The sequence below is a fragment of the Streptomyces cyaneofuscatus genome, from assembly GCF_042718795.1.
In the GTDB taxonomy this organism is placed as follows: domain Bacteria; phylum Actinomycetota; class Actinomycetes; order Streptomycetales; family Streptomycetaceae; genus Streptomyces; species Streptomyces cyaneofuscatus_A.
In genome coordinates this window covers 179,945-204,605 of the sequence record NZ_JBHXOX010000013.1, presented here as the reverse complement: position 1 = coordinate 204,605, position 24,661 = coordinate 179,945, and the positions used below count along the sequence as shown (strand labels likewise).

Genomic DNA, 24,661 nt, shown 5'->3' with positions numbered 1-24,661 from the left:
GGGACTCGGGAACTGAGCGGCCGTCACCTGCGTGGCTCCTGAGCCGTCACCGCCCCCCTGTGCTCCGGGTGCGCCGGTGGTGTGCCGCGGATGACTCGTACACACCGTCGAAAACACCCCGGAACCGTTCCCCGATGGGGGATGGTTGGGGGGTGCGGAAATTCTGGGTCTTCGGTGGCATCGGCGTGGGCATGGCGGCGGCCTTCATGGCGCTGCTCCTCGTCGGTACGTACTCGGCCGCCGCCGGTCTCGCCGGGGCGGGTGGAGGTGGGGCCGTCGCGCTTGCCAAGGGGGCGGTGCCGGCGCGGTTCCAGTCGTTGGTCCAGAAGTGGGGCAACCTCTGTCCGGCTATTAACCCGGCTCTGCTGGCGGCGCAGTTGTACCAGGAGAGCGGGTGGAATCCGAGGGCGCAGAGCCATGCCGCCGCGCAGGGCATCGCGCAGTTCATCCCGGGCACCTGGGCCACGCACGGCATCGACGGCAACGGCGACGGCAAGCGGGACGTGTGGGACCCGGCCGACGCGATTCCCTCGGCCGCTTCGTACGACTGTGAGCTCGCCGGGTACGTCAAGAAGGTGCCCGGCGATCCGACGAGCAACATGCTGGCCGCGTACAACGCCGGCGCCTACGCGGTCATCAAGTACGGCGGCGTGCCTCCTTATAAGGAGACGCAGAACTACGTAAAGATCATCCGTTCGCTGGAGAAGAGCTTCGCCCGTCCCGTCGGTCGCGTCGCGCCCTCCCGCCAGGCCGCCGGGGCCATCTACTTCGCGCAGAAGAAGCTCGGTACGCCGTATCTGTGGGGCGGCAACGGGACGCCGGAGCAGCAGGGGCGGTTCGACTGTTCCGGGCTGACCCAGGCCGCGTACCGGACCGTCGGGATCGAGCTGCCGCGTGTCGCCAACGACCAGTACAACGCCGGGCCGCATCCCTCGCGGGACGAGCTGCTCCCGGGGGATCTGGTGTTCTTCTCCGACGATCTGACCAATTCGCGGGCCATTCGGCACGTCGGGCTGTACGTCGGGGGCGGGTACATGATCAACGCCCCGTTCACGGGGGCGGTCATCCGGTTCGACAAGATCGATACGCCGGACTACTTCGGTGCGACCCGCGTCACCAAGGACGGTGCCGCGGCCCTGCCGACCGACCTTCCGAAGGATTCTCCACCAGGGTGAGTCGTTGTGAGCCATCTCCCCCGGGGCTTGGGCGGGGGTCGGTGGAGCTGACGGTGAGTCGGCCGTGGCCGGAACTCTCCGTTAAGCCTGGGCCCTGAGCTGCGACGACCAGTCACTCTTCGATAACGTCATGGTGATCATTCGGTGGAGAGTGGAACGCGGGCGGGCACCGGGCCGTTCCCTGGACAGGGAACGGGACAGGGACAGCGGACAGCATGCGCACTGACCATGCGCGCGCGGAGCGGTACCACACCGAATCACGGGGGTTCGACCACGGTGGCGCGCACGGACGCGCGTCGCCACAGAAGAAGCAGACAAGGCAAGGGGCCGCAGCAGATGGCTGGACTCGAACTCGAAGGGTCGAACCCGGACGTCAGTGTGCTCTACGGCATCAACGGGCTGGCGAAGGCCGCTCCGACCTGGCTCGACCGGGTCATGGAGTTCGTCGGTGAGTACGGGACCATGTTCGGCCTCGTCCTGGTGGGTCTCTGGTGCTGGTGGAGCATGCGCAAGCGCGGGAGCGCCGAGGATTCGGTGGCCACCGTCGCCGCGCTCGTCTGGGCGCCGCTCGCCGCCGCCCTCGCGGTCGTGATCAACATCCCCATCCGCGGCTTCGTCGAACGGCCACGCCCGTTCAACGACCACGAGGGGCTGGAGGTCCTGATCCACGGCAAGACGGACTACTCGTTCGTCAGTGACCACTCCACCCTCGCCATGGCCCTCGCCGTCGGCATCTTCGTGGCCAACCGGAAGTTCGGCTTCGTCGCGCTCGGCCTCGCGGTCTTCGCGGGCGTCAGCCGGGTCTACATGGGCGTCCACTACCCCACCGACGTGATTGGCGGCTTCGCCCTCGGGACGGCCGTCGCCCTGCTGCTGGCGCCGCTCGCGATGGCCCTGCTGACCCCGCTGATGGCGGCGGTCTCCCGCTCCGACCGGGTCGGCTGGATCGTCCGGTCGAAGAAGGCGGACACGGCGTACGCCGAGGAGTACGGGGACACGCGCGGCATCCCCGAGCCCCGGCCGGGCTCCGGGCAGGGGTATCCGGGCGAGAAGGATCTCGCCGCCTGACTCCGTAGCCGACGGGGTCGGACCGACGTCCATCACGATCCCCCAGGTGCTCCGAGCACCTGGGGGATCGTGCTGTTTCCGGTCATGTCCTGGGGCGAGGGGAGGTGAGGGGAGAGGAGAGGGTCAGGACGCCGCCAGGTGTTCGGCGGCGTCCGTGCGGGCCCGGTCCCGCGATCTGCGCGCAGGGCCCGTCCAGCCGCACGTGCAGCGGGCCAGGCAGAACGAGCCGCGCTCGATCGTCGTGGCGTTGTGCCCGGCCGGGGGCGGCGCGGAGCACGAAGAGGGGTGCGGGGCCGTGGCGCGGGCTGGGGCGGAGAGTTCCTCGTGCACCTGACCACGGTACTGGGGACGGCCTCCGAACGGGGGGCCGTGTGCCGTACCCCCCCGCCCGCACGGCGGACGCGCCGGGGCGGCGTGACGGGGGGCGCCGGTGGTCGTTATGCGGAGCGGGTGAGGGCTCGGCCGGGCGGCATTCGTTGGGGGTTGGCAGGCGATGGTGGTGCAGCAGTACAGGGACGGAGGCGGGGCCCGCGCTGCCCGCGCCCTCGCCGTGGCCGGGGTGATCGCGGTCACCGCCGGATGCGTCGGCGGGGGTGGGGGAAGCGACGGGTCCGGGCAGCGCGCCGTGGCCGCGGAGCGCCCGCTCGATGTGCTCGGCCGGGCCGCCGGCGTACTCGCCGAAGCGGGTGGCGCGGAAGCCCGTACGTCGATGGAGACCGCGGCCGGCGGGACGCGGGTGACGATCCGCGGGGAGGGCACGTACGACTTCCGCACGCAGATGGGGCGGCTCAAGGTGGTGCTCCCCACGGACGCGGCCGGCGCGGACGACCGCCGGCCGATCACCGAGCTGCTGGCGCCGGGCGCGCTCTACATGAAGAACCGCGGCGCCGGGGTCCCCGACGACAAGTGGGTCAGGATCGACACGACCGCCCTGGAGGACGGCAACCTCGTCACCGGCGGGGTCACCGATCCGATGGCCGCCGCCGAACTGCTGCGCGGAGCCGGTGATGTGACGTACGTGGGGAAGTCCGAGCTGGCCGGGGTGACGGTGCATCACTACCAGGGCGTCGCCGACCTGAACCGCGCGGCGCGGGAGGCGTCGCCGCAGTCGCGGGGGGCGATGAGCGCGGCGGCGAAAGGGTTCAGCAAGGACGCCGTCCCGTTCGACGCGTACCTCGATGAGGAGGGCCGGCTGCGGAAGGTCCGCCACCGCTTCAGCTTCGCCTCCGCGGCTCAAGAGGGTCAGAAGGGCCAGGAGGGCCAGGCGGCGGCGCCGGTCACGGTGGTCTCGACGCTGCTGCTGTACGGGTTCGGGGCGCCGGTCACGGTGAAGCTGCCGGACGAGGACGACATCTACACGGGGGAGATCCGGCAGGGCTGAGCGGCCGGCCGCCGCCCGCCGCCGCGCCCCCTACGGGAAGGACGGGGCGGGAGGGGCCGGTTGGGAGGGGGCTAAATGGTCCGTCCGTGCCATGCGCGGTGCGTATCGCGCTCCCTACGCTAGGAAGCCGGTGCGCCGAAGGGTCGGCGACGGGTCGGCGACGGCAGAGAGAGGTGACGCAGGTGGTGACGCTCAGCGCTCCGAACGCTCAGGACTGTGTGGCCCTCGCCGAGATCGAGCTCTGCGGCGAGCTGATGATCGCGGCCTCGGCGGCGCGTGAGGAGCGCCTCAGTCCCGACCGTATCGACGAAGTGCTCAACGTCGGGGATGAGGCGCCCGGGGCCGGCACCGGTACTGAAGAAGGTGGCGGCGACGCAGTAGGTGGCGGTGACGGTGCCGTAGAAGGTGCCGTGGGCGCCGGCCTCGCTGTCGGTGGCGCGGGGGCTCGGACGATCGTTCCCCGGCAGGCGGTTCCCCGGCGATGACGCCCCCGGCACCCAGACCGGCCCGGGACCGGGCCGGTCTCACGTCCGTAGCAGCCGGGCGATCGCCTTCGTGGCCTCCTCGACCTTCGCGTCGATCTCCTCGCCGCCCTTGACCGCCGCGTCGGCGACGCAGTGGCGCAGGTGCTCCTCCAGCAACTGGAGGGCGAAGGACTGCAGGGCCTTCGTCGAGGCCGAGACCTGGGTGAGTATGTCGATGCAGTAGACGTCCTCGTCGACCATGCGCTGGAGGCCGCGGATCTGGCCCTCGATCCGGCGCAGCCGTTTGAGGTGCTCGTCCTTCTGGTGGTGGTAGCCGTGGATCCCGAGGTCGTGGTCGGTCACGATCTCCTCGGCGCCGACCGGAGCAGGTGCGGCCGCGGCGGTCGGTGCGGCCGCCGCCGGGGCCTCCGCCGGTTCCGCTGCCGCGCCTGCGCCCGCTCCCGCTCCCGCGCCCGTCGTCTCGGTGGTGGTCATGTGCGTCCTCCCGTTGTCCTGGTGCCGTTGCCCTCGTACGACCTGTTACAGCCTGCTTGCCGCCCGCTCTGGCCTGATGTGGCCGGTGGTGCCGCCCGCCGGCCGTTCACGCCGCGGTTCCGCGCACCTGATCCCGATATACCCCTGCCGGGTATATCGTAACGAATCCGGCGGAAACGTGACCGGGGGCCGGTGCTGATCCCCGTTCGCGATGGGCGACACTGAAGAACGCCGGTTAGCCGTGGCCGGATGATGCGCCTAGCATCAGCCTGACCGAATCCAAAGCATCCCGAGGACCCCACGTGCGCTTTCGTCTGACCCCCAGGGAGACGAGCTTCTACGACATGTTCTCCGCGTCCGCGGACAACATTGTCACGGGCTCGAAACTCCTGATGGAACTGCTCGGGGCGGATTCTGCCTCCCGGGTCGAGATCGCGGAGCGTATGCGGGCAGCGGAGCACGCGGGGGACGACGCCACCCACGCGATCTTCCACCAGCTGAACTCCTCCTTCATCACGCCGTTCGACCGCGAGGACATCTACAAGCTGGCGTCCTCCCTCGACGACATCATGGACTTCATGGAGGAGGCCGTCGACCTGGTCGTCCTCTATCAGGTCCAGGAGCTCCCCAAGGGCGTCGAGCAGCAGATCGAGGTGCTGGCCCGGGCGGCGGAACTGACCGCCGAGGCCATGCCGGGGCTGCGGACCATGAACAACCTCACCGAGTACTGGATCGAGGTCAACCGGCTGGAGAACCAGGCCGACCAGATCCACCGCAAGCTGCTGGCCCAGCTCTTCAACGGCAAGTACGACGCCATGGAGGTGCTGAAGCTCAAGCAGATCGTGGACGTGCTGGAAGAGGCGGCTGACGCGTTCGAGCACGTGGCCAACACCGTGGAGACCATCGCGGTCAAGGAGTCCTGAACCTCGTGGACACCTTTGCGCTGATCGTGACCATCGGTGTCGCGCTCGGCTTCACGTATACGAACGGCTTCCACGACTCCGCGAACGCCATCGCCACCTCGGTCTCCACCCGGGCGCTGACCCCGCGTGCGGCTCTGGCGATGGCGGCGGTGATGAACCTCGCCGGCGCCTTCCTCGGCCAGGGGGTCGCCAAGACCGTCAGCGAAGGCCTCATCGCCACGCCCGTCGGGCAGAAGGGGATGGGCATCCTGTTCGCGGCGCTGGTCGGCGCGATCATCTGGAACCTCATCACCTGGTACTTCGGCCTCCCCTCCTCGTCCTCGCACGCCCTGTTCGGCGGCATGGTCGGCGCGGCGCTGGCCGGCGGCACGGACGTGATCTGGTCCGGGGTGCTGGAGAAGGTCGTCATCCCGATGTTCATCTCCCCGTTCGTCGGCCTGATCGCCGGCTATCTGGTGATGGTCGCCATCCTGTGGCTGTTCCGGAACGCCAACCCGCACAAGGCCAAGCGCGGCTTCCGGATCGCGCAGACGGTCTCGGCGGCGGGCATGGCGCTCGGCCACGGCCTCCAGGACGCGCAGAAGACGATGGGCATCGTGGTGATGGCCCTGGTCATCGCCGACATCGAAGGTCCGAACGACGAGATCCCGGTCTGGGTCAAGATCGCGTGTGCGGTGATGCTCTCGCTGGGTACGTACGCGGGCGGCTGGCGCATCATGCGTACGCTCGGCCGGAAGATCATCGAGCTGGACCCGCCGCAGGGCTTCGCCGCCGAGACGACCGGCGCGTCGATCATGTTCGGTTCGGCGTTCCTCTTCCACGCCCCGATCTCCACGACGCACGTCATCACCTCCGCGATCATGGGCGTCGGCGCCACCAAGCGCGTGAACGCCGTGCGCTGGGGCGTCGCGAAGAACATCATCCTCGGCTGGTTCATCACCATGCCGGCCGCCGCGCTGGTCGCGGCGCTGAGTTACGGCGCGGTGCTGCTGCTCTTCGGCTGAGGCCCCGGAAGACAGCCGAGGCCCCGGAAGACACAGACATGGGTCCGCCCCCGCTCTCCGTACCAGGGAGAGCGGGGGCGGACCCTTTCGCCTTGTGGTGGCACCGCCATGCAGCACCGCAAGGCCGTATGTGGGGGAGGAGCAGGCGTACGGCTCAGCCGAAGCGGCCCGAGATGTAGTCCTCCGTGGCCTGCACCGACGGGTTGGAGAAGATCCGCTCCGTCTCGTCTATCTCGATGAGCCGGCCGGGCTTGCCGACCGCCGCGAGGTTGAAGAACGCGGTGCGGTCCGAGACACGGGCCGCCTGCTGCATGTTGTGCGTCACGATGACGATCGTGAAGCGCTCCTTCAGCTCGCCGATCAGGTCCTCGATGGCGAGGGTCGAGATCGGGTCGAGCGCCGAGCACGGCTCGTCCATCAGCAGGACCTGGGGCTCCACCGCGATGGCGCGGGCGATGCACAGGCGCTGCTGCTGGCCGCCGGAGAGGCCGGAGCCGGGCTTGTTGAGCCGGTCCTTGACCTCGTTCCAGAGGTTGGCGCCGCGCAGGGACTTCTCCACGACGTCGTTCAGCTCGCTCTTGCGGTAGCTGCCGTTGAGCCGCAGACCCGCCGCCACGTTGTCGAAGATCGACATGGTGGGGAAGGGGTTGGGGCGCTGGAAGACCATGCCGACCGTGCGGCGCACGGTGACCGGGTCGACGTTGGAGCCGTACAGGTTCTCGTCGTCCAGCATCACCTTGCCCTCGACGCGGCCGCCGGGGGTGACCTCGTGCATCCGGTTCAGGGTGCGCAGGAAGGTGGACTTGCCGCAGCCGGACGGGCCGATGAAGGCGGTCACGGAGCGGGGCTCCACGGTCATCGAGATGTCCTCGATGGCCTTGTGGTTGCTGTAGAAGGCGCTGAGGCCGCTGATGTCGATGCGCTTGGCCATGGTGATCACTGCTTCTTTCGGAGGTCGCTGATGGCCGCGTCAGCGACCGGTCTTCGGGGCCTTCCAGCGGGCGATGCCGCGGGCCACGAGGTTGAGGATCATGACGAAGGCGATCAGCACCAGGGCCGCTGCCCAGGCGCGGTCGTACGAGGCGGCCTCGCCGATCTTGTACTGCTCGTAGATGTAGAACGGCAGCGAGGACTGAGCGCCTTCGAAGGGGTTCGCGTTGATCAGCTGGCTGCCGAAGACCAGCAGGATGATCGGGGCGGTCTCACCGGCGATACGGGCGATGGCCAGCATGACACCGGTCGTGATCCCGCCGATCGCGGTCGGCAGGACCACCTTCAGGATAGTGCGCCACTTCGGGATGCCCAGGGCCAGCGAGGCCTCGCGCAGCTCGTTCGGGACGAGCTTGAGCATCTCCTCGGTGGAGCGCACCACGACCGGGATCATCAGGATCGTCAGGGCGAGCGCACCCATCAGGCCGGAGGGCTGGATCTCGAAGATCAGCATGATCGACAGGATGAAGAGACCGGCCACGATGGACGGGATGCCCGTCATGACGTCGACGAAGAAGGTGACGGCCTTGGCGAGCGCGCCCTTGCCGTACTCGACCAGGTAGACGGCGGTCAGCAGGCCGAGCGGGGCGGAGATCACCGTGGCGATACCGACCTGCTCCAGGGTGCCGATCAGCGCGTGGTAGACGCCGCCGCTGGCCTCCGAGCCGAGCACACCGGCCATGGAGTGGGTGAGGAAGTAGCCGTCCAGGCGCTCGGCGCCGCGGGTGATCGTCGTCCACAGCAGCGAGGCCAGCGGGACGACCGCGATCAGGAAGCAGACCCAGACGATGCTGGTGGCCAGGCGGTCCTTCGCCTGGCGCTTGTTCTCGACGATGCTCGTGGCGACGTACGAGATCCCCAGGAAGAGCAGCGCGGCGATCATGCCCCACTGCACCTTGCTGTGCCAGCCTGCGGCGGTGGAGATGCCGACGGAGAGGGCGATCGCGAGCGCGGCGAAGCCGACGGGGGCCAGGCGGGGCAGCGAGCGGCTGCTCAGGCCGGACTTCGGGGTGCCGGGGCCGGTGGGCGGCGTCGGGCGTTCCTGTACGGCGGTGGATGCGTGGCTCATGCGTTGGCCCCCGAGTACTCCTTGCGGCGGGCGATGATGAGCCGGGCCGCGCCGTTGACCAGCAGGGTGAGGACGAAGAGGACGAGGCCCGAGGCGATCAGGGCGTCGCGCCCGAACTCGTCTGCCTCGCCGAACTTCGCCGCGATGTTCTGCGCGAAGGTTCCGCCGCCCGGGTTGAGCACGTGCAGCGAGATGATGAAGCTCGGGGAGAGGACCGTGGCCACGGCCATCGTCTCGCCGAGCGCGCGGCCGAGGCCGAGCATCGAGGCGGAGATGATGCCGGAGCGGCCGAACGGCAGCACCGAGAGGCGGATGACCTCCCAGCGGGTGGCGCCCAGCGCGAGCGCGGCCTCCTCGTTCATCTTCGGGACCTGGAGGAAGACCTCGCGGCTGACGCTGGTCACGATCGGCAGGATCATGATCGCCAGCAGCACGCCGACGGTGAAGAGCGAGCGGGCGACGCCGACCTCGGTCTTCTCGAAGATGTACGTCCAGCCGAAGAACTGGTCGAGCCAGAGGTTCAGGCCCTCCAGGTACGGCACCAGGACGAGGGCGCCCCAGATGCCGTAGACGATGCTGGGGACGGCGGCGAGCAGGTCGACGACGTACGCGATGGGGGCGGCCAGCTTGCGCGGCGCGTAGTGCGAGATGAACAGCGCGATGCCGACAGCGATCGGAACCGCGATGATCATCGCGATGATCGAGCTGACGACCGTGCCGAAGAGCAGGACGGCGATGCCGAAGACCGGCGGGTCGCCGGCCGGGTTCCAGTCGAAGGTGGTGAGGAAGTTGCCCTCGTCCTTCGAGATGGCGATGGCGGCCCGGTAGCTGAGGAACACGGCGATCGACGCCATGATCACGAGCAGCAGGATGCCCGAGCCGCGCGACAGGCCGACGAAGACCTTGTCGCCCATGCGCCCGGTGGACTGGGGGCGCTCCGTGCGGTCCGGGGGTGCCGGCGGGGCCGGTGGTGTGTCTATCGGTGTGGTGGAAGCCATGGTCTTTCCGGTCTGTGTGGGGGAGCCGAGGCTCCCCTGGCGGCGGTGCACCGGATGGTTGGGGCTGGGGCTGGTTGGTACCGGGGTGGCGGGCCGGTCCGGAGGGGTGCGCCGGGCCGGCCTGCCGGTGGTGCGTGGAGCGCGGGGACGGCCCCCGCGCTCCGGGCCGTTACGAGAGGCCGTTGACGGTCTCGCGGACCTTCGCGTTGATCTCGGCCGGGATCGGGGCGTAGCCCGCCTCGGTCAGGATCTTCTGGCCGTCGTCGGAGGCGGCGTAGGAGAGGAAGGACTTGACGGTGTCGAGCGTCTCGGGCTTGTTGCCGGTGTCGCAGACGACCTCGTACGTGACGAGGACCAGCGGGTAGGCGCCGTCGGCCTTGGTGGTGTAGTCGAGGTCGAGGGCCAGGTCCTTGCCGGTGCCCTTGATCTTGGCGGCGGCGATGGCCTTGGAGGCGTTCTCCGAGGTGGCCTCGGCCGGGGCGGAGCCGCCGGTGTCGATGGAGACCGTGGAGATGCTCTGGGACTTGGCGTAGGAGAGCTCGAAGTAGCCGATCGCGCCGTCGACCTGCTTCACCTGGGCGGCGATGCCGGAGGAGCCGGACGCGGCCTGGCCACCGGGGGCCGGCCACTTCTTCTCGGCCTCGTACTTCCAGTCGTCCGCGGCGGCCGCGCCGAGGTACTTGCCGAGGTTCTGCGTGGTGCCGGAGTCCTCGGAGCGGTGGAAGGCCTGGATCGCCTTGTCCGGCAGCTTGACGCCGTCGTTCAGCTTGGCGATCGCCGGGTCGTTCCACTTCTTGATCTTCGTGTCGAAGATCTTGGCGAGCGTCGGGGCGTCCAGCGTGAGCTTGTCGACACCCTCCAGGTTGTAGCCGACCGCGACCGGGCCGCCGACCATCGGGAGGTTGATGCCCTGGCCGGTCTTGCAGGCCTTCTTCGACTCGGCGACCTCTTCCGGCTTCAGCGCGGAGTCGGAGCCGGCGAAGCCCACGGTGCCCTGGTTGAAGGCGACGATGCCCTCGCCGGAGGAGGAGGAGTTGTAGTTGATCTCCACTCCGGAACAGGCGGCCATGTAGTTCTTGACCCAGAGGTCCATGGCGTTCTTCTGCGCACTGGAGCCGGAGGCGCGGAGCTGGCCCTTGGCCTTGCCGCAGTCGATGCTCGACGCGGCAGCGGACTGCTCACCGGAGCCGCCGGTGGTCCCGTTGCCGGTGTTGTCGTCCGAACCGCACGCCGTGAGGACCAGGGCGCCGGAGACGGCGAGGGCACCGAGCGCGGTGGCACGAAGCCGGTTCTTGCGCTGAAGCTTCACTTTCGGGTGTTCCTTCCAGGAGCCGCCGTGATCTGTTCGTTCTACGACGGCGTGCGATGAGGAGGGTTGCTACGGCTTGGCGCCGCGCACCGTGTACGTCCGAAATTAGGCAGAACAGGTGAAGCCGCCAACGGGAGAGAGTGAACGGCAGGTGAACCGTGTCGGGCAGGCGGGTGCGGGCGCGGCCCGGCTCAGCTGTGGGGGAGCACGGCGAGCAGCGCGGTGAGCTGTTCGCGGTCGCGCGGCTGGGTGAGGCGTACGCGGGTGGCCTCGGGGGTCAGCCACAGCAGCCGGTCCACCTCGTCGTTGGCCTCGAAGGCGCCGCCCGTCGCCTCGGCGGCCCAGTAGGCGACCTCCTTGGGGCGCCCGTCGACGAGATACCGGGCGGTGGGGAGCGGGGCGCCCGGGACGCAGTGGTGGCCGGTCTCCTCCAGGACCTCCCGTACGGCGGCGGCCAGCGGCTCCTCGTCGCGCTTCAGCTTGCCCTTGGGGAAGCTCCAGTCGTCGTAGCGGGGCCGGTGGACGAGGCACACCTCCACCCCGCCGCCTCCGTCCGGGGCGCGGCGCCACAGGACGCAGCCCGCGGCCCGGATGGTCGACGCCGTGTGCTGGGGGCCGCTCATGGGGCCGTCATGGCCGTCGCGTACGGCCAGGTCTCCCGGAACACCGCTCGCGCGGCCTCCACCTCGTGGCGCTGGTCCGCGTGGAGGACCCCGAGGGCGTACGCGGTCGCCGGGGCGATGCGCGGGGTGCGGGCCGCCGCTGCCGCCGCCGTGGCCGCCTCCGCCGCGTCCCGGTGCAGGTCCAGGGCGTGCCCGGCGCCGGTGAGGACCGGGTCGGCGGCGCCGAGGACGACCTCGTGGGCGTACCGGTGCAGCCGCAGCAGCAGGCGGGTCTGGTGCCACGGCGCGTCCTGCGCCTCGTTGTACGGCTCCGCCGACGCGTCGGGCGGGAGCGCCGCCACCGCGCCGATCAGCCGTTGCTCGGCGCGTTCGGCGGGCTCCAGGAGCGCCTCCGCCCCCCGGCCCGTGGTGCCCGGGGCGAGCGGGACCTCGGAGGCGAGCAGCGCCACGGCGTCGGCGACCGCGTGGAAGCGGGAGGAGCCGAGGGCCTGGAGCGCGGCGGAGTGGGCCCGGGTCCGGGCGAGGGTGAGCTGCCGCTCCAGCAGCGCCCCGGCCCGCGCCGCCCCGACGCCGAGCGCGGCCCGGCCCTGGGCGGCGTCCGGGGCCCCGGAACCGGCGGCCCCGGGGCTGGCGGAGGCTCCGGCGCCCGCAGATCCCCCGGCGCCCCCGGCGCCTGCGGATCCCCCGGCACCCCCGGATTTCGTGGCGGCGGGCCTCGTACCGCGGGCTGCGGGGAGGGCGGCGCCGGAGAGCTGGTGCAGGGCGTCCAGCAGGCGGGTGAGCCGGCCCGCGTACGCGTGTTCCCGGGCGAGGGTGCCGGAGAGCCAGGCCAGTTCCGTACGGAGGTGGTCGGCCCAGACCGGGTCCAGGACGGTGCGGAAGGTGTGCAGGGAGCCGCTGATACGCCGGGCCGAGCCGCGCAGGGCGCGGGCCGCGGCCTCGGCGCCCTGGCCGTTCGCGCCGGAGGGGGCGCTGTGCTCGCGGTGCAGGCGCAGGCTGCGGAGGAAGTCCCCGGCCTGCCCCTGGAGGTAGGGCGCGAGGACGGCGTCGGCGCTCACGCCGTCGGCCGGGCGGCTCCCGGAGGGCGTCGGGAAGCCGGGGCGGGGCGGGGCGGCCCCTGCGGGGAGGGGCCGCCCCGCAGGGTTCGCCTCCTCCGGGGCCCCGTCCTCCCGGCCCCCGTAGGTCTTCTCCGGGCCCCCGGCCGCGGCAGGCTCCGCAGCGGGCGGGCGGGGCGTCGTCTGGTGGTCAGGGCGTCGCACGCCTGCGCCTCCGGGCATCGATGAGCATCTCCTGGACGTGCCGCAGCGGCTGCCCCTCCGCGTCCGTGGCGTGCCGGGTCCAGTTGCCGTCGGGGCCCAGGTGCCAGGAAGAGGTGGTGTCGGCCATACCGGTCTCCAGGAGTCGGCTGAGTGCGGCGCGGTGAGCGGGGTCGGTGACCCGGACGAGGGCCTCGATCCGGCGGTCGAGGTTGCGGTGCATCATGTCGGCGCTGCCGAACCACACCTCGGGCTCGCCGCCGTTGCCGAAGGAGAAGACCCGGGAGTGTTCGAGGAAGCGCCCTAGTATGGAGCGGACCCGGATGTTCTCCGAGAGCCCCGCGACCCCGGGGCGGATCGCGCAGATCCCGCGCACCCAGATGTCGACGGGCACGCCCGCCTGGGCCGCCCGGTAGCAGGCGTCGATGATCGCTTCGTCGACCATCGAGTTGACCTTGATCCGGACGTAGGCGGGGCGCCCGGCGCGGTGGTGGGCGATCTCCTTGTTGATGCGGGCGATCAGCCCGTCGCGCAGGGACTTCGGCGCGACCAGGAGGCGGCGGTAGGTCTCGCGGCGGGAGTAGCCGGAGAGCCGGTTGAACAGGTCGGAGAGGTCCGCCCCGACCTGCGGGTCCGCCGTGAGCAGGCCGAGGTCCTCGTACAGCCTGGCGGTCTTGGGGTGGTAGTTGCCGGTGCCGACGTGGGAGTAGCGGCGCAGCGTGTCGCCCTCCTCGCGGACGACGAGCGAGAGCTTGCAGTGGGTCTTCAGCCCGACGAGGCCGTACACGACATGGCAGCCGGCCTCCTCCAGCTTGCGGGCCCACTTGATGTTGGCCTGCTCGTCGAAGCGGGCCTTGATCTCGACGAGGACGAGGACCTGCTTGCCGGACTCGGCCGCGTCGATGAGGGCGTCCACTATCGGGGAGTCGCCGGAGGTGCGGTACAGCGTCTGCTTGATGGCCAGCACGTCGGGGTCGCTCGCCGCCTGCTCCAGGAAGGCCTGGACGGAGGTGGAGAACGAGTCGTACGGGTGGTGGAGCAGGACGTCCCGCTCGCGCAGCGCGGCGAAGATGTCGGGCGCGGAGGCGGACTCCACCTCGGCCAGGTCCCGGTGGGTACCCGCGATGAACTTCGGGTACTTCAGCTCGGGCCGGTCCAGCGAGGCGATCGCGAAGAGGCCGGTCAGGTCCAGGGGGCCGGGCAGCGGGTAGACCTCCGCGTCGGACACCTTCAGCTCGCGGACCAGCAGATCGAGGACGTACGGGTCGATGGACTCCTCGACCTCCAGCCGCACCGGCGGGCCGAAGCGGCGCCGCATGAGCTCCTTCTCCAGCGCCTGGAGCAGGTTCTCCGCGTCGTCCTCCTCGACCTCCAGGTCCTCGTTCCTGGTGACCCGGAACATGTGGTGCGCCAGCACCTCCATCCCCGGGAACAGCTCCTCCAGGTGGGCCGCGATGACGTCCTCGATGGGCACGTACCGCTGCGGCGACGCCTCCAGGAAGCGCGTCAGCAGCGGCGGCACCTTGACCCGGGCGAAGTGGCGGTGGCCGCTGACCGGGTTGCGGACGACGACCGCGAGGTTGAGGGAGAGCCCGGAGATGTACGGGAAGGGGTGCGCGGGGTCGACGGCCAGCGGGGTCAGGACGGGGAAGACGCGCTGCCGGAAGAAGGTGAACAGGCGGGCCTGCTCCTTCTCGGTCAGATCCGGCCACCGGATGAGCTGGATCGACTCGTCGGAGAGGGCCGGGGCGATGTCCTGCTGGAAGCAGGCCGCGTGCCGGGCCATGAGCTCGCGCGAGCGGGTCCAGATCAGGTCGAGGACCTCGCGCGGCTGGAGACCGGAGGCGGAGCGGGTGGCGACGCCGGTGGCGATGCGGCGCTTGAGGCCGGCCACCCGGACCATGAAGAACTCGTCCAGGTTGGAGGCGAAGATCGCCAGGAAGTTGGCGCGTTCCAGGATCGGGGTCGCCGGGTCCTCGGCCAGCTCCAGCACGCGTTCGTTGAAGGCGAGCCAGGAGCGCTCGCGGTCGAGGAACCGCCCCTGGGGCAGCTCGTCGCCGTCCCGGTCGGGCTCGTACGCGTCCGCGTCGGCGTCGAGATCGGGGTCCAGGTCGGCGGCGGTGGAGAAGCCGACGTTGCTGGAGGAGGGGTGCGCGACGGCGTGCGGCCGGTGCGCGGCGAGTGCGCCGACGGACGGCTGGGCGGGCTGGACCGGGACCTCGGAGCTGGGCTGCTGGCTCATGAACCCATTGTTCCGCGTGGGGGCCCCGGTAGGCGCGTCGGAGCCGGGAAAGATCGCGGAAGGCCCGGGAAACCCGGGGTCACGGCCGGGTTCCCGGCCCGGGGACGCGGCGGAGGCGTTACCCCGGCCGCTCCCGTCGCGGCGGGGGGCTGGCAGAGCTGGCTGCATCCCGTGAGGGTCGCAAGGGCGTCTGAATGGCCGGTAACGGCGACATGACGTACAGGAAGCGGTGTGCCTGCGGGTCAGTCGCTCGGTGACTGTACGTGACTGCGCACGGGTACGTGATCGCCGCCCGGGCCCACCCCTCGTAGGGCCCGGACGGCGAGGTCGGGTGGCTTTGGCGTCAGCCGTGCAGGCGGCGCAGGACCCGGAAGGCGGCGAACACGGCGAGCGCGGCGAGTGCGAGGAGGATGCCGGTCTCGACCAGCTCGTGCCGGGAAGGGGGTCCCCCCTGGCCCTTAAGGCCTTGGGGGAGGGTCGAGGTCGGCCATGGGCTCGTCCAGCAGCATCAGTTCGGGCCGCTTGCCGAGCGCGAGGGCCAGCGCGAGCCGGGTCCGCTGCCCGCCGGAGAGCGTACGGACACGGGCCTTGCGCGGCAGCGGCGCGGCGATCCGGCCCGCGATGGCGGCGTCCCAGCGCCCGGGGTTCAGCTCGCCGCCCGCCCACAGCGTGTCGGCCACGGTGAGCTGCGGGTACAGCGGCTTGTCCTGGGGCACGTAGGCGATGCGGTCGCCTACGGCGGAGGGGTCGGCGGAGCCGAGGACGGTGAGGGACTCGGCGCTCGGCCGGGCCAGGCCCGCCGCCAGGTTCAACAGGGTGGACTTCCCGGCCCCGTTGGGCCCGACGAGTGCGCAGACGCGCCCGGCGGGGAGGCGGAAGGAGCAGCCGTCCAGGGCCGTGTGCGCGCCCCCTCTCCGCCCGTAGGTCATGGCGAGGCCGCGAGCCTCGATCACAGCACCTGTCATCTGTCCTGGTCCCCCTTGTACGTACGGTTGATCACGGCGGTGAAGAGCGCGCTGACGTCGTCCTTCTCCAGCCCGGCCGACCGCGCCCGGCGGGCCCAGTCGGCGAGTTCGGTGCGCAGCGGTGAGTCGGAGGCGGAGGCCTCCACCGCGCCGCCGAGCGTCCTGCGGACGAAGGTGCCGAGCCCGCGCCGCGCCTCGACGAGGCCCTCGCGCTCCAACTCCCGGTACGCCTTGAGGACGGTGTTCGGGTTGATGGCGGTGGCCTCCACGACCTCGCGGGCGGTGGGCAGCCGGTCCCCCGGCCGCAGAACGCCCAGGCGCAGGGCCTGCTTCGTCTGCTGGACGATCTGGAGGTAGGTGGCGACGCCGCTGCGCCGGTCGATGCGGAACTCGACCGCTGCGGACTCTGCCACGGTCACCACCCTTTCACTAATTGAGTAGTGAAAGGGTGTACCAAGGAAGGGGCGGCGTCAAACGACGCCGCCCCTGCACGTACGGGGGACGGGGAGGGCGGGCTACCGCGTCCGTCTACCGTGTCCGCGTCCGCGTCCGCGTCCGTGTCCGTCTACCGCGTCCGTGCGGCGCGCAGTTCCTCGTTGATGCGCTGGGCCTCTTCGAGCTGGTCCTCAAGGATGACGATGCGGCAGGCGTCCTCGATCTTGGTGCCCTGGTCCACGAGCTCCCGGGCGCGCGCGGCGATGCGCAGCTGGTAGCGGGAGTAGCGGCGGTGGCCGCCTTCGGAGCGCAGGGGGGTGATCAGGCGGTTCTCGCCGAGTGCGCGCAGGAAGGCGGGTGTGGTGGAGAGCATCTCGGCGGCCCGGCCCATGGTGTAGGCGGGGTAGTCGTCGTCGTCCAGGTTGTCGGTGGGGCGGGTACTGCTAGGCGGCATAGCACCTCTTCTTTCGGGGGTACGTCGGTGGCCGGCGTGGGGACACGTCGGGGGGCCCGAGTGCCGTCCGGCACTCGGGCCCCGAGCTTCAACACCATCTGCCGACGTGACTCACGTCGGCCTTCTTTTTCCGCCGGTCCGCCGGAGAGGGCGGGAGAGCGGGGATCGCGGATGCGTGACCGGGGACCACCTTCCGATCTGGGGCCTGCGGTACCCGAGCGGTGCGTGCCTCGCCCGGGCGATCCTGATGGCGTCTGCTCCTTACCTCGTCGGTTCGGGTCTGTTCTCGGTTTCTGGTTCTGTTCTCGGTCTGGTTCGTTCGTCGGACCGGACCGGACAGGTCGGAGTCTCGCTGCGCGGCCCCTGAAGGCTGCCCGGCCCGGCAATCAGCGCTGGAACCCACCGTTTCCGGCTCCACCACTCCACTGCCGTGCCGTCCTCGCTGTCCGGCTACGAGAAAAACACTAGACCCGTCGACTGCGGGATGTCTACCACCGCCACGACAGATTTTCTCCAGGGTGGGGGTGCGAGGTTCAGGACTCGGTGCGGTACATCAGGTCCACCTCATGGGTGGTGAAGCCGATCCGCTCGTACACCGCCACGGCCGCCGTGTTGTCGGCGTCGACGTAGAGCATCGCGGTGGGCAGCGCCTGCGCGGCCAGGTGGTGCAGGCCGATGGAGGTCAGTGCCTTGCCGAGGCCGCCGCCCTGGGCGTCGGGCAGCACGCCGACGACGTACACCTCGCCGAGCTGCTCCTCCGCGTGCACCTTCGTCCAGTGGAAGCCCACGATCTCCCCGTCCCGCTCGGCCAGGAAGAACCCCTTCGGGTCGAACCACGGCTCCGCCTTGCGGTCGTCCAGGTCCTGCTGGGTCAGGGAGCCCTGCTCGGGGTGGTGGGCGAAGGCGGCGCGGTTCACGGCGAGCCAGGCGGCGTCGTCACGGCCGGGCTCGAAGGTCCGTACGGTGACGCCGTCGGGCAGTACGGGCTCCGCGAGGTCGAGCGGGATCAGGCTCCGACGGAGCTGGCGCAGCTCGCGGAAGAGGGAGAGGCCGAGGACCTGGGCCAGGTGCCGGGCGGCCGAGCTGCCGCCGTGCGCCCAGACCCGCAGCCGCTTGCCGGTCGCGGCGAGGAGCGCGGCGCCCAGGGCCCGGCCGTGACCGGTGCCGCGCCGCTCGGGGTGGACGACGAGCTCGGCCGCCGGGGCCTCGACGGGGTCGGTGTCCTCAAGCTGCGCGTACCCGGCGAGGGTGCCGCCGCTGGTGAGCAGGAAGTGGCGTACACCGTCGCGGTGACCGCCCCGGATCCGGAGCCTCCCCTGCTCGGAGACCGCCTGCCTGCCGTCGAACCGGGCGGCCTCGCCGAGGAGTTCGAGGACGGCGTCGGCCTGGGCGGGGTCGAGCGCGTCGAGGGCCTGAATCTCGCGTCCGGGGGAGGGGAGGGGTGCGTCAGTCGTCATGGGACGAGCGTACGGGGGGTGGGGGCGCGGGCGGGGGTGCGCGAGGGGGACGAGCGGGGCGCGGGCGGGGGTCGATCGGCGCCGGTCATCCGTCCTCGGGCTCGGCCTCGTCCTCGGGCTCGGCCTCGGACGGGGCAGGCGCAGGCGCGTTCAGGACGTGGTCCGCGATGCGGGAGAGGTCCTCCGCGCTGGGCAGCAGCTCCCTCACTCCCTCGGGCAGCCCGGCGTACGTGCTGACGGCCAGCGGGGTGTTGTACCCGCGCAGCGCGTACTCCACCATCGCCCGGTCCCTGCTCTCGGCGATCAGGATGCCGAGGGTGGGGTCGTCCCGCTCCTTGTCCCTGACCAGGTCGTCCACCACCGAGACGTAGAACCCGAGCTGCCCGAAGTGCTCGGCCCGCGCCTTGCGGGTCTTCAGCTCCAGCACGACGTAGCAGTGCAGCTTGCAGTGGTAGAAGAGCAGGTCGATGCGGTACTCGGAGTCGCCGACCACGATCGGGTACTGCCGTCCGACGAAGGCGAACCCGACGCCGAGTTCGGTCAGGAACCGCACGAGGTTGTCGACGAGCGCGTCCTCCAGATCGCGCTCGGCGGGCCGGCCCGTGAGCTCGGTGAAGTCGAGGCGGTAGGGGTCCTTGAGGATCTGCCGTACGGCGTCGGACTTACCCGGCAGGCTGACGTCGAAGTTGTTCGCGGCGGCGCCTTCCGCGAGGTGCAGTTGCCGGTGGATCACCGACTCCAGGTGCGTACGCGACCAGCCGTGGTGGACGGCGTGCTGGGCGTAGAAGTCCAGCTCGAAGCGGGTGGCGCACTTGCCCATGAGGAGGACGACGTGGCCCCAGGGCAATTGCGCAACAGTCTGTTGCGCAATTGAGTCCGGCCAGGTCCGGGCCATCTGCTGCATGTACTGGAGGTTGCGCGTACTGAATCCCCGCTGCTGCGGGAACTCCGTCCGCAGCTCGGTGGCGATCCGCTCGATGACCTTCGTGCCCCACTTCTCCCCGCGCTGGCGCTCCAGGATGATCTGCCCGATCTCCCAGTACATCCGGAGCATCTCGGTGTTGACCTTGAGCTGGGCCCGGACGTGCGCCCCGCGGACGATCGTCTTGAGGTCGTCGACCATGTCGAGGAATCCGGCGGGGAGTTCCGCCGGATGTGATTGCGGACGTGACCGCGGACGTGACGTCGGACGCGATTGCGGACGTGCTTGTTGCTGGCCCGGCACCTTCGGTGTGGACGCGAGTTCGTTCTCCATGGCGCACAGACTTCCGGATGCCCTGTGTGCCGTGACGTTTCTGCCCCCATATGTAAGCCATACGGATGATAGATGCGCAGATGAAACGACTCTGACGAGCCATTTGGCCGGATGGCAACCAGTCCGTAACCCCGAACACCTGTTGCGCTACGCGCGTTGACTCTAGGCTGCGGCACGCAGGATTCCAGAAGTGACACCACTGACGTAACTGACACACAAGGGGACCGATGTCAGCGACTCCGCAGAAGAAACGTGCCTCCCGGCGGGTGCTCGCCGCCGCGGCCGGTCTGGCCACCGTGGGCGCGCTCGTCGCCGCGATGCCGGCCGGGGCCCATGACCGGGGCCACGGGGGCGGTCACGGCCACGGGCACGGCCACAAGCCCCGTACCGTAGATGTGCAGTTGCTGTCCTTCAACGACCTGCACGGCAACCTGGAGCCTCCGGCCGGTTCCGCGGGCAACGTCTCCGAGACGCAGCCCGACGGCACGGTGAAGGCGATCCCGGCCGGTGGCGTCGAGTACCTGGCGACCTCGCTGCGCAACGCGCGCAAGGGCAGCCCGTACTCCGTCACGGCGGCCGGCGGCGACATGGTCGGCGCGAGCCCGCTGCTGTCGGGCCTCTTCCACGACGAGCCGACGATCGAGGCGCTCAACAAGCTGAAGCTGGACGTCTCGGCGGTCGGCAACCACGAGTTCGACGAGGGAGCGACCGAGCTGGCCCGCCTCCAGAACGGCGGCTGTCACCCTGTCGAGGGCTGTTACGAGAAGGGCAGGAAGTTCAAGGGCGCGGACTTCCCCTACCTGGCGGCCAACGTCACCAAGGAGAAGACCGGCAAGCCGCTGCTGAAGCCGTACACGGTCTGGAAGAGGAACGGCGTCAAGATCGGCTTCATCGGCGTGACCCTGGAGGGCACGCCGGACATCGTCACCGCGAACGGGGTCAAGGGCCTCAAGTTCCACGACGAGGTCGAGACGATCAACAAGTACGCGCGTGAGCTGGACCGCAAGGGCGTCAAGTCCATCGTGGCCCTGATCCACGAGGGCGGCGCCCCGGCCTCGACGTCGTACAACTTCGACTGCGACAGCCCGGGCGCGGGCGACGGCATCTCCGGCCCGATCGTCGACATCGCCAAGGGCATCACGCCGAAGGTGGACGCCCTGGTCACGGGCCACACCCACCAGGCGTACGTGTGCACGGTCCCGGACCCGGCGGGCAAGCCGCGCATGGTCACCTCGGCGTCGTCGTTCGGCAAGCTCTACACGGACACCACGCTCACCTACGACCGGCGCACCAACGACATCGTCCGTACGTCGGTGAAGTCGGCGAACCACGTCGTGACCAGGGACCAGCCCAAGGCCGCCGACATGACGAGCCTGATCGAGCGCTGGAACAAGCTGGCCGCCCCGATCGCCAACCGGCCGCAGGGCTGGATCAGCGCCGACATCAACGGCCGCGGCTCCACGGCCCCCGAGAAGCCGCTCGGCAACGTCATCGCCGACGCCCAGCTCGAAGGCCTCGCCCCGGCGGACAAGGGCGGCGCGGAAGTCGCGTTCATGAACCCGGGCGGCATCCGCGCGGACCTGGTCCACAAGGCGTCCGGCAGTGAGGGCGACGGGGTCGTCACGTACGGCGAGGCGTTCACCGTGCAGCCGTTCACCAACATGATGAACGTCGTCGACCTGACCGGCGCCCAGGTGGTCACCGCGCTCCAGCAGCAGGTCAGCGGGCCCAACGAGGCGAGCCCGAAGATCCTCCAGGTCTCCAAGGGCCTCACCTACACCCTGGACCTGACGAAGACCGGCGCGGCCCGCGTGGTCACCGACTCCATCAAGCTGAACGGCGCGGCGATCGACCCGGCCCGCACCTACCGCGTCGCGATGAACGAGTTCCTCGCGGGCGGCGGCGACGGCTTCCCGGCCCTCGGCCAGGGCACGAACAAGCTGGTCGGCGCCTCGGACCTGGACCTGTTCAACGCCTACCTGGCGGCCCACTCCACGGCCGCCGCACCGCTGGCCCCGCCGGCGACGGACCGGATCACGGTCGTGCGGTAACGCTCGTGGAGTAACGCTCATGCGGAACTCCCTTACGGGATAGGGGCGGTGGGCTGACGGGCCTGCCGCCCCTCACCGTTTCTCCGGACGGTGTGAGGGCCGCGGTGGTTGTGCTGCCCGTCTCCCCTGGTGTTCAGGGGAGCCTGAGGCGGTCGCGGAGGTCGCTGACGTACGTGGCGATGTCGCGCTGTACGGGGAGTCCGTCGTCCCGGGTGCGCTCCTCGGTGCCGTCGGATCCGTCGGTGCCGTCGGTGCCGGACCGGCAGGGGCGGCAGAGGCCGTCGGGGAGTGCCTCGGGGCGCCCTGGGGCCCCGCACTCGGCGCATTCGACCAGGACGCGGCGGGCCGGAGCGCCGGGCGGTGGTGGTTGCGCGGGGCCGGCGGCGGGCTGGTGGGGCGGCATCTTGGTCTCCAGGCGGCGGCGGACGAACCCGGCCGGCGAATCGACGGCCTGGGGGAGCCCGGCGGTGAGGGCGTGGACGACGTATTCGGCGCTGACCCCTCGCTCCAGCCAGGCGGCGGCGAGTCCTTCGAGCGCGGCGCAGTCGGCGGCGGAGAGGCCGACGCGGTGGTCGATGTGCCCGAGTTGGGCGAGGGCGAGGTAGGCGGGGGAGGGGACCGGTGCTGGGGGTGGGGCCGGTGCCGGCGTCTGTGTCCCTGTCGCGGGCTGTGTCGGCGCTGGGGGTGCCGTCGTTCGTTGCTGCGGTACGGATACGGGGTCGGGTGCGGCTTCGGCGTCGGGGCGCTGGTGGCCGGGGGGCGGCTCCTCCTCCGGCACCCATGGGGGCGGGGGAGGAGCGGTCACCGGGGCGGCCGCAGGCGGCGTGGGCGCCGGAGTGTGCTCCGTACCGGCGGTGAACCGGGCCCGCTCGGTGGCCAGATAGGCGTTCCACCACTCGTTGTCCCGTGCGGTGCGGGACCAGAACGTCCGCGAGACCCAGCGGACCTGGCCCTCCCGGCCGACCTCGCACCGCACGCGCCTCAGGTGTCCGGCGACCGCCAGGGCCCTCAAGGCGGAGCCGATGGCCTGCTGGCCGTAGAGCGGGAGTTGGCGGGCGAGGGACTTCACGCCCATCGCCGCCTCGTCGGGGAGGCGGTCGATGAACCCCGCCACGTACCGCTCGCGCGTCGGCAGGAGGCTGAACTCGTCAGGAGTGTGCGGGCGTTGGTCCGTCGTCGTGCGTTTGCCGAAGCCGGGCTTGGCCATCGGGTACGCGGGTGAGGATGCGGGCGCGGGCTGGGCGGGGCTAGTGTGCTGGGTAGCCACGAGGTCGTCTTTCTGGGATTCGATCTTGCGGTCAGACCCCGGCCTGGTGCTTACAACACCGCGCCGGGGTCGCTTGGTTCTCGAACCGTAAGCAGTCGTGACGCTGCGCCGCAAGCTGTCACGATTAGTCATACTTGCTGGCCGTTACGGGTGAGGGAGGTGGGGAGGTTCTCCCAACCTCCCTTCTTTTCCAACCAGTTAAAGAGAGCGCTCGAATCCCGGGTCTTGGGTCCCGGCGCTCGAATCCCGGGCTCCGAGCGTCGGGCCCGGCCCTCGCCGACGTACACCCGGAAGAGTGAACCGACCGTCTCCGAGGCTCGTGTCACGAGAGCCGAGACCCGGGAGCGGGGTACGCCAACCCGTTGTGCGACGCGGCGTTTTATGACCTCGACCGATGGTCTCTACGGTCGGCCGTGTGGATGGGAACTTTGAGGCGGCAGAGAACCTCGTGCGCGCCTTGCGCGCCGGCGACGTGACCTCGGCGGAACTGACCGACGCGGCGATCACCCGTATCGAGCGGGACGACCAGGCGGTCAACGCGATATGCGTGCCGGACTTCGACCGGGCGCGGGCCGCCGCCCACGACGCCGACCGGGGGCGCGCCCGGGGTGAGGGCCGGGGCGCGGGCCAGGGTGGGGACCGGCCGCTGCTCGGCGTTCCGGTGACGGTCAAGGAGTCGTACAACATCGCCGGGCTGCCCACGACTTGGGGTATGCCGCTCCACCGCGACTACCTGCCGGCCGAGGACGCGGTGCAGGTCTCGCGGCTCAAGGCGGCGGGCACGGTGGTGCTGGGCAAGACCAATGTGCCGCTCGGGCTACAGGAGCCGACCTCGACCTCGCCGTCGTCGGTCCGATCGCGCGTACGGCCCGCGATCTCAGGCTCCTGCTCGATGTCATGGCCGTACCGGACCCGCTCACGTTCGGGGTGGCGCACAGCGTGACGCTGCCGCCCGCGCGGCACGAGCGGCTGCGCGACTTCCGGGTCCTCATCCTCGACGAGCATCCGCTCCTTCCGACCGGCGCTGCCGTGCGGGCCGGCGTGGGCCGGGTGGCCGATGCGCTGATCGGCGGCGGAGCCCGGGTCGAGCGGCACAGCGCACTGCTGCCTGATCTGGCGGAAGCCGCCCTGATCTACATGCAGTTGCTGGCAGCGGGCTCCTCCGCCGGATTCCCCCAGGCGCGGTACGAGGAACTACGTTCCCGTGCCGCCGGGCTGGCGGCGGACGACCGGAGTCTCGACGCGGCCCGGCTGCGCGGCACCGTGCTCAGCCACCGCGAATGGATCGAGGTGAACAACCGTCGCGAGGCCCACCGCCACGGCTGGCGGCGGCTGTTCGCCGAGTTCGACGCCGTGGTGTGTCCCGTCTCGCCCACGCCCGCCTTCCCGCACGACCACCACCCCGATCCGTTGGAGCGCCTGATCGCCATCGACGGCGTCGCGTACCCGTACTTCGACCAGCTCGTCTGGGCCGGCCTGCCCACCATGCCCGGTCTGCCCGCCACCGCCATTCCGGCGGGCCGGTCCTCCGAGGGCCTGCCGGTGGGGGTGCAGCTCATCGGGCCGATGTTCGAGGACCGGACCCCGCTGGGGCTGGCCGAGCTGCTGGAGCGGGAGATCGGCGGATTCCAGGCGCCGGAGTAGGGGGTGGCGGCCCGTGCTCGCTCCGCACTCGCCCCGCCTCGTGGGACCTGAGGGTGACGGCGTCTCCGCCGTGTGGCGGCAGCGGGTGCCGGGGGTCCAGACCGGAGGCCGATGGCGGGGGCGGCGCGGGCGCGCA

General features: G+C 70.8%; 21 protein-coding genes and 2 pseudogenes. 8 read left to right on the top strand and 15 right to left on the bottom strand.

Going from position 1 to position 24,661, the window contains the following annotated elements:
* The first annotated feature begins 191 nt into the window (after positions 1–191).
* The gene (locus ACFWRT_RS17470) at positions 192–1,175 is read left to right on the top strand and encodes a C40 family peptidase (RefSeq protein ID WP_380951283.1); all 984 of its coding nucleotides are present in this window, start codon (positions 192–194) and stop codon (positions 1,173–1,175) included.
* 336 nt (positions 1,176–1,511) lie between these two features.
* Positions 1,512–2,243 (top strand): phosphatase PAP2 family protein, encoded by a 732-nt coding sequence (locus ACFWRT_RS17465; protein ID WP_380951153.1) that lies wholly within the window; start codon positions 1,512–1,514, stop codon positions 2,241–2,243.
* A gap of 123 nt (positions 2,244–2,366) precedes the next feature.
* Here ACFWRT_RS17465 and ACFWRT_RS17460 read toward each other — a convergent pair whose 3' ends face one another.
* Positions 2,367–2,573, bottom strand: a complete 207-nt coding sequence (locus tag ACFWRT_RS17460; RefSeq protein WP_380951154.1) for a hypothetical protein — start codon at positions 2,571–2,573, stop codon at positions 2,367–2,369.
* Between the two features lie 163 nt (positions 2,574–2,736).
* Between ACFWRT_RS17460 and ACFWRT_RS17455 the strand changes: the two genes are divergently transcribed.
* Both ACFWRT_RS17455 and ACFWRT_RS17450 read left to right on the top strand, forming a co-directional pair.
* Positions 2,737–3,624, top strand: coding sequence for an SCO4651 family lipoprotein (locus ACFWRT_RS17455; protein ID WP_380951155.1), 888 nt, complete (start codon positions 2,737–2,739; stop codon positions 3,622–3,624).
* Positions 3,625–3,806: 182 nt separating this feature from the next.
* Complete coding sequence (locus ACFWRT_RS17450; protein ID WP_380951300.1) at positions 3,807–4,109, top strand: hypothetical protein; 303 nt, start codon at positions 3,807–3,809, stop codon at positions 4,107–4,109.
* A gap of 39 nt (positions 4,110–4,148) precedes the next feature.
* On the opposite strand, the gene ACFWRT_RS17445 is transcribed toward ACFWRT_RS17450, so the two are convergent.
* Positions 4,149–4,583 carry a metal-sensitive transcriptional regulator gene (locus ACFWRT_RS17445; RefSeq protein WP_380951156.1) on the bottom strand — a complete coding sequence of 145 codons (435 nt, stop codon included), beginning with the start codon at positions 4,581–4,583 and terminating at the stop codon, positions 4,149–4,151.
* Between the two features lie 302 nt (positions 4,584–4,885).
* Here ACFWRT_RS17445 and ACFWRT_RS17440 point away from each other — a divergent pair, with 302 nt between their 5' ends.
* Both ACFWRT_RS17440 and ACFWRT_RS17435 read left to right on the top strand, forming a co-directional pair.
* Positions 4,886–5,506, top strand: a complete 621-nt coding sequence (locus ACFWRT_RS17440) for a DUF47 domain-containing protein (RefSeq protein ID WP_030566597.1) — start codon at positions 4,886–4,888, stop codon at positions 5,504–5,506.
* 5 nt (positions 5,507–5,511) lie between these two features.
* Entirely contained in the window at positions 5,512–6,510 is a 999-nt protein-coding gene (locus ACFWRT_RS17435) for an inorganic phosphate transporter (protein WP_380951157.1), read from the top strand.
* A 154-nt stretch (positions 6,511–6,664) separates the two neighbouring features.
* Here ACFWRT_RS17435 and pstB read toward each other — a convergent pair whose 3' ends face one another.
* The 12 genes and pseudogenes from pstB to ACFWRT_RS17375 all read right to left on the bottom strand — a co-directional run bounded on the left by pstB (position 6,665) and on the right by ACFWRT_RS17375 (position 19,431).
* Positions 6,665–7,441 (bottom strand): phosphate ABC transporter ATP-binding protein PstB, encoded by a 777-nt coding sequence (gene pstB / locus ACFWRT_RS17430; protein ID WP_380951158.1) that lies wholly within the window; start codon positions 7,439–7,441, stop codon positions 6,665–6,667.
* A gap of 39 nt (positions 7,442–7,480) precedes the next feature.
* Complete coding sequence (pstA, locus tag ACFWRT_RS17425) at positions 7,481–8,569, bottom strand: phosphate ABC transporter permease PstA (protein WP_380951160.1); 1,089 nt, start codon at positions 8,567–8,569, stop codon at positions 7,481–7,483.
* A complete protein-coding gene (gene pstC / locus ACFWRT_RS17420) occupies positions 8,566–9,567 on the bottom strand; it encodes a phosphate ABC transporter permease subunit PstC (protein WP_380951162.1) in 1,002 nt (333 codons plus the stop codon). The genes pstA and pstC overlap by 4 nt, the downstream gene beginning before the upstream one ends.
* Before the next feature lie 169 nt (positions 9,568–9,736).
* Entirely contained in the window at positions 9,737–10,876 is a 1,140-nt protein-coding gene (gene pstS, locus ACFWRT_RS17415) for a phosphate ABC transporter substrate-binding protein PstS (RefSeq protein WP_380951164.1), read from the bottom strand.
* 191 nt (positions 10,877–11,067) lie between these two features.
* Complete coding sequence (locus ACFWRT_RS17410; protein ID WP_380951165.1) at positions 11,068–11,499, bottom strand: NUDIX hydrolase; 432 nt, start codon at positions 11,497–11,499, stop codon at positions 11,068–11,070.
* Complete coding sequence (locus tag ACFWRT_RS17405; RefSeq protein ID WP_380951168.1) at positions 11,496–12,758, bottom strand: CHAD domain-containing protein; 1,263 nt, start codon at positions 12,756–12,758, stop codon at positions 11,496–11,498. The genes ACFWRT_RS17410 and ACFWRT_RS17405 overlap by 4 nt, the downstream gene beginning before the upstream one ends.
* The gene (locus ACFWRT_RS17400; protein WP_380951170.1) at positions 12,745–14,997 is read right to left on the bottom strand and encodes an RNA degradosome polyphosphate kinase; all 2,253 of its coding nucleotides are present in this window, start codon (positions 14,995–14,997) and stop codon (positions 12,745–12,747) included. Before ACFWRT_RS17400 ends, ACFWRT_RS17405 begins: the two co-directional genes overlap by 14 nt.
* A gap of 464 nt (positions 14,998–15,461) precedes the next feature.
* Positions 15,462–15,962: pseudogene (locus ACFWRT_RS17395) on the bottom strand (ATP-binding cassette domain-containing protein); the annotation flags it as partial.
* Positions 15,959–16,381 carry a GntR family transcriptional regulator gene (locus ACFWRT_RS17390; RefSeq protein WP_380951171.1) on the bottom strand — a complete coding sequence of 141 codons (423 nt, stop codon included), beginning with the start codon at positions 16,379–16,381 and terminating at the stop codon, positions 15,959–15,961. The gene ACFWRT_RS17390 and the pseudogene ACFWRT_RS17395, both read right to left, overlap by 4 nt.
* Before the next feature lie 146 nt (positions 16,382–16,527).
* Positions 16,528–16,851, bottom strand: a complete 324-nt coding sequence (locus ACFWRT_RS17385; RefSeq protein WP_018511156.1) for a MerR family transcriptional regulator — start codon at positions 16,849–16,851, stop codon at positions 16,528–16,530.
* Positions 16,852–17,384: 533 nt separating this feature from the next.
* Positions 17,385–18,308, bottom strand: coding sequence for a mycothiol synthase (mshD, locus tag ACFWRT_RS17380; RefSeq protein WP_380951172.1), 924 nt, complete (start codon positions 18,306–18,308; stop codon positions 17,385–17,387).
* Between the two features lie 85 nt (positions 18,309–18,393).
* Entirely contained in the window at positions 18,394–19,431 is a 1,038-nt protein-coding gene (locus tag ACFWRT_RS17375) for a PDDEXK nuclease domain-containing protein (RefSeq protein WP_380951173.1), read from the bottom strand.
* A gap of 359 nt (positions 19,432–19,790) precedes the next feature.
* Between ACFWRT_RS17375 and ACFWRT_RS17370 the strand changes: the two genes are divergently transcribed.
* Positions 19,791–21,614, top strand: a complete 1,824-nt coding sequence (locus ACFWRT_RS17370) for a bifunctional metallophosphatase/5'-nucleotidase (RefSeq protein WP_380951174.1) — start codon at positions 19,791–19,793, stop codon at positions 21,612–21,614.
* Between the two features lie 133 nt (positions 21,615–21,747).
* Here the strand turns inward: ACFWRT_RS17370 and ACFWRT_RS17365 are convergent, their stop codons facing one another.
* Positions 21,748–22,881, bottom strand: a complete 1,134-nt coding sequence (locus ACFWRT_RS17365) for a MarR family transcriptional regulator (protein WP_380951175.1) — start codon at positions 22,879–22,881, stop codon at positions 21,748–21,750.
* A 415-nt stretch (positions 22,882–23,296) separates the two neighbouring features.
* On the opposite strand from ACFWRT_RS17365, the pseudogene ACFWRT_RS17360 reads away from it, so the two are divergent.
* Positions 23,297–24,525: pseudogene (locus ACFWRT_RS17360) on the top strand (amidase family protein).
* The last annotated feature ends 136 nt before the right edge of the window (positions 24,526–24,661 follow it).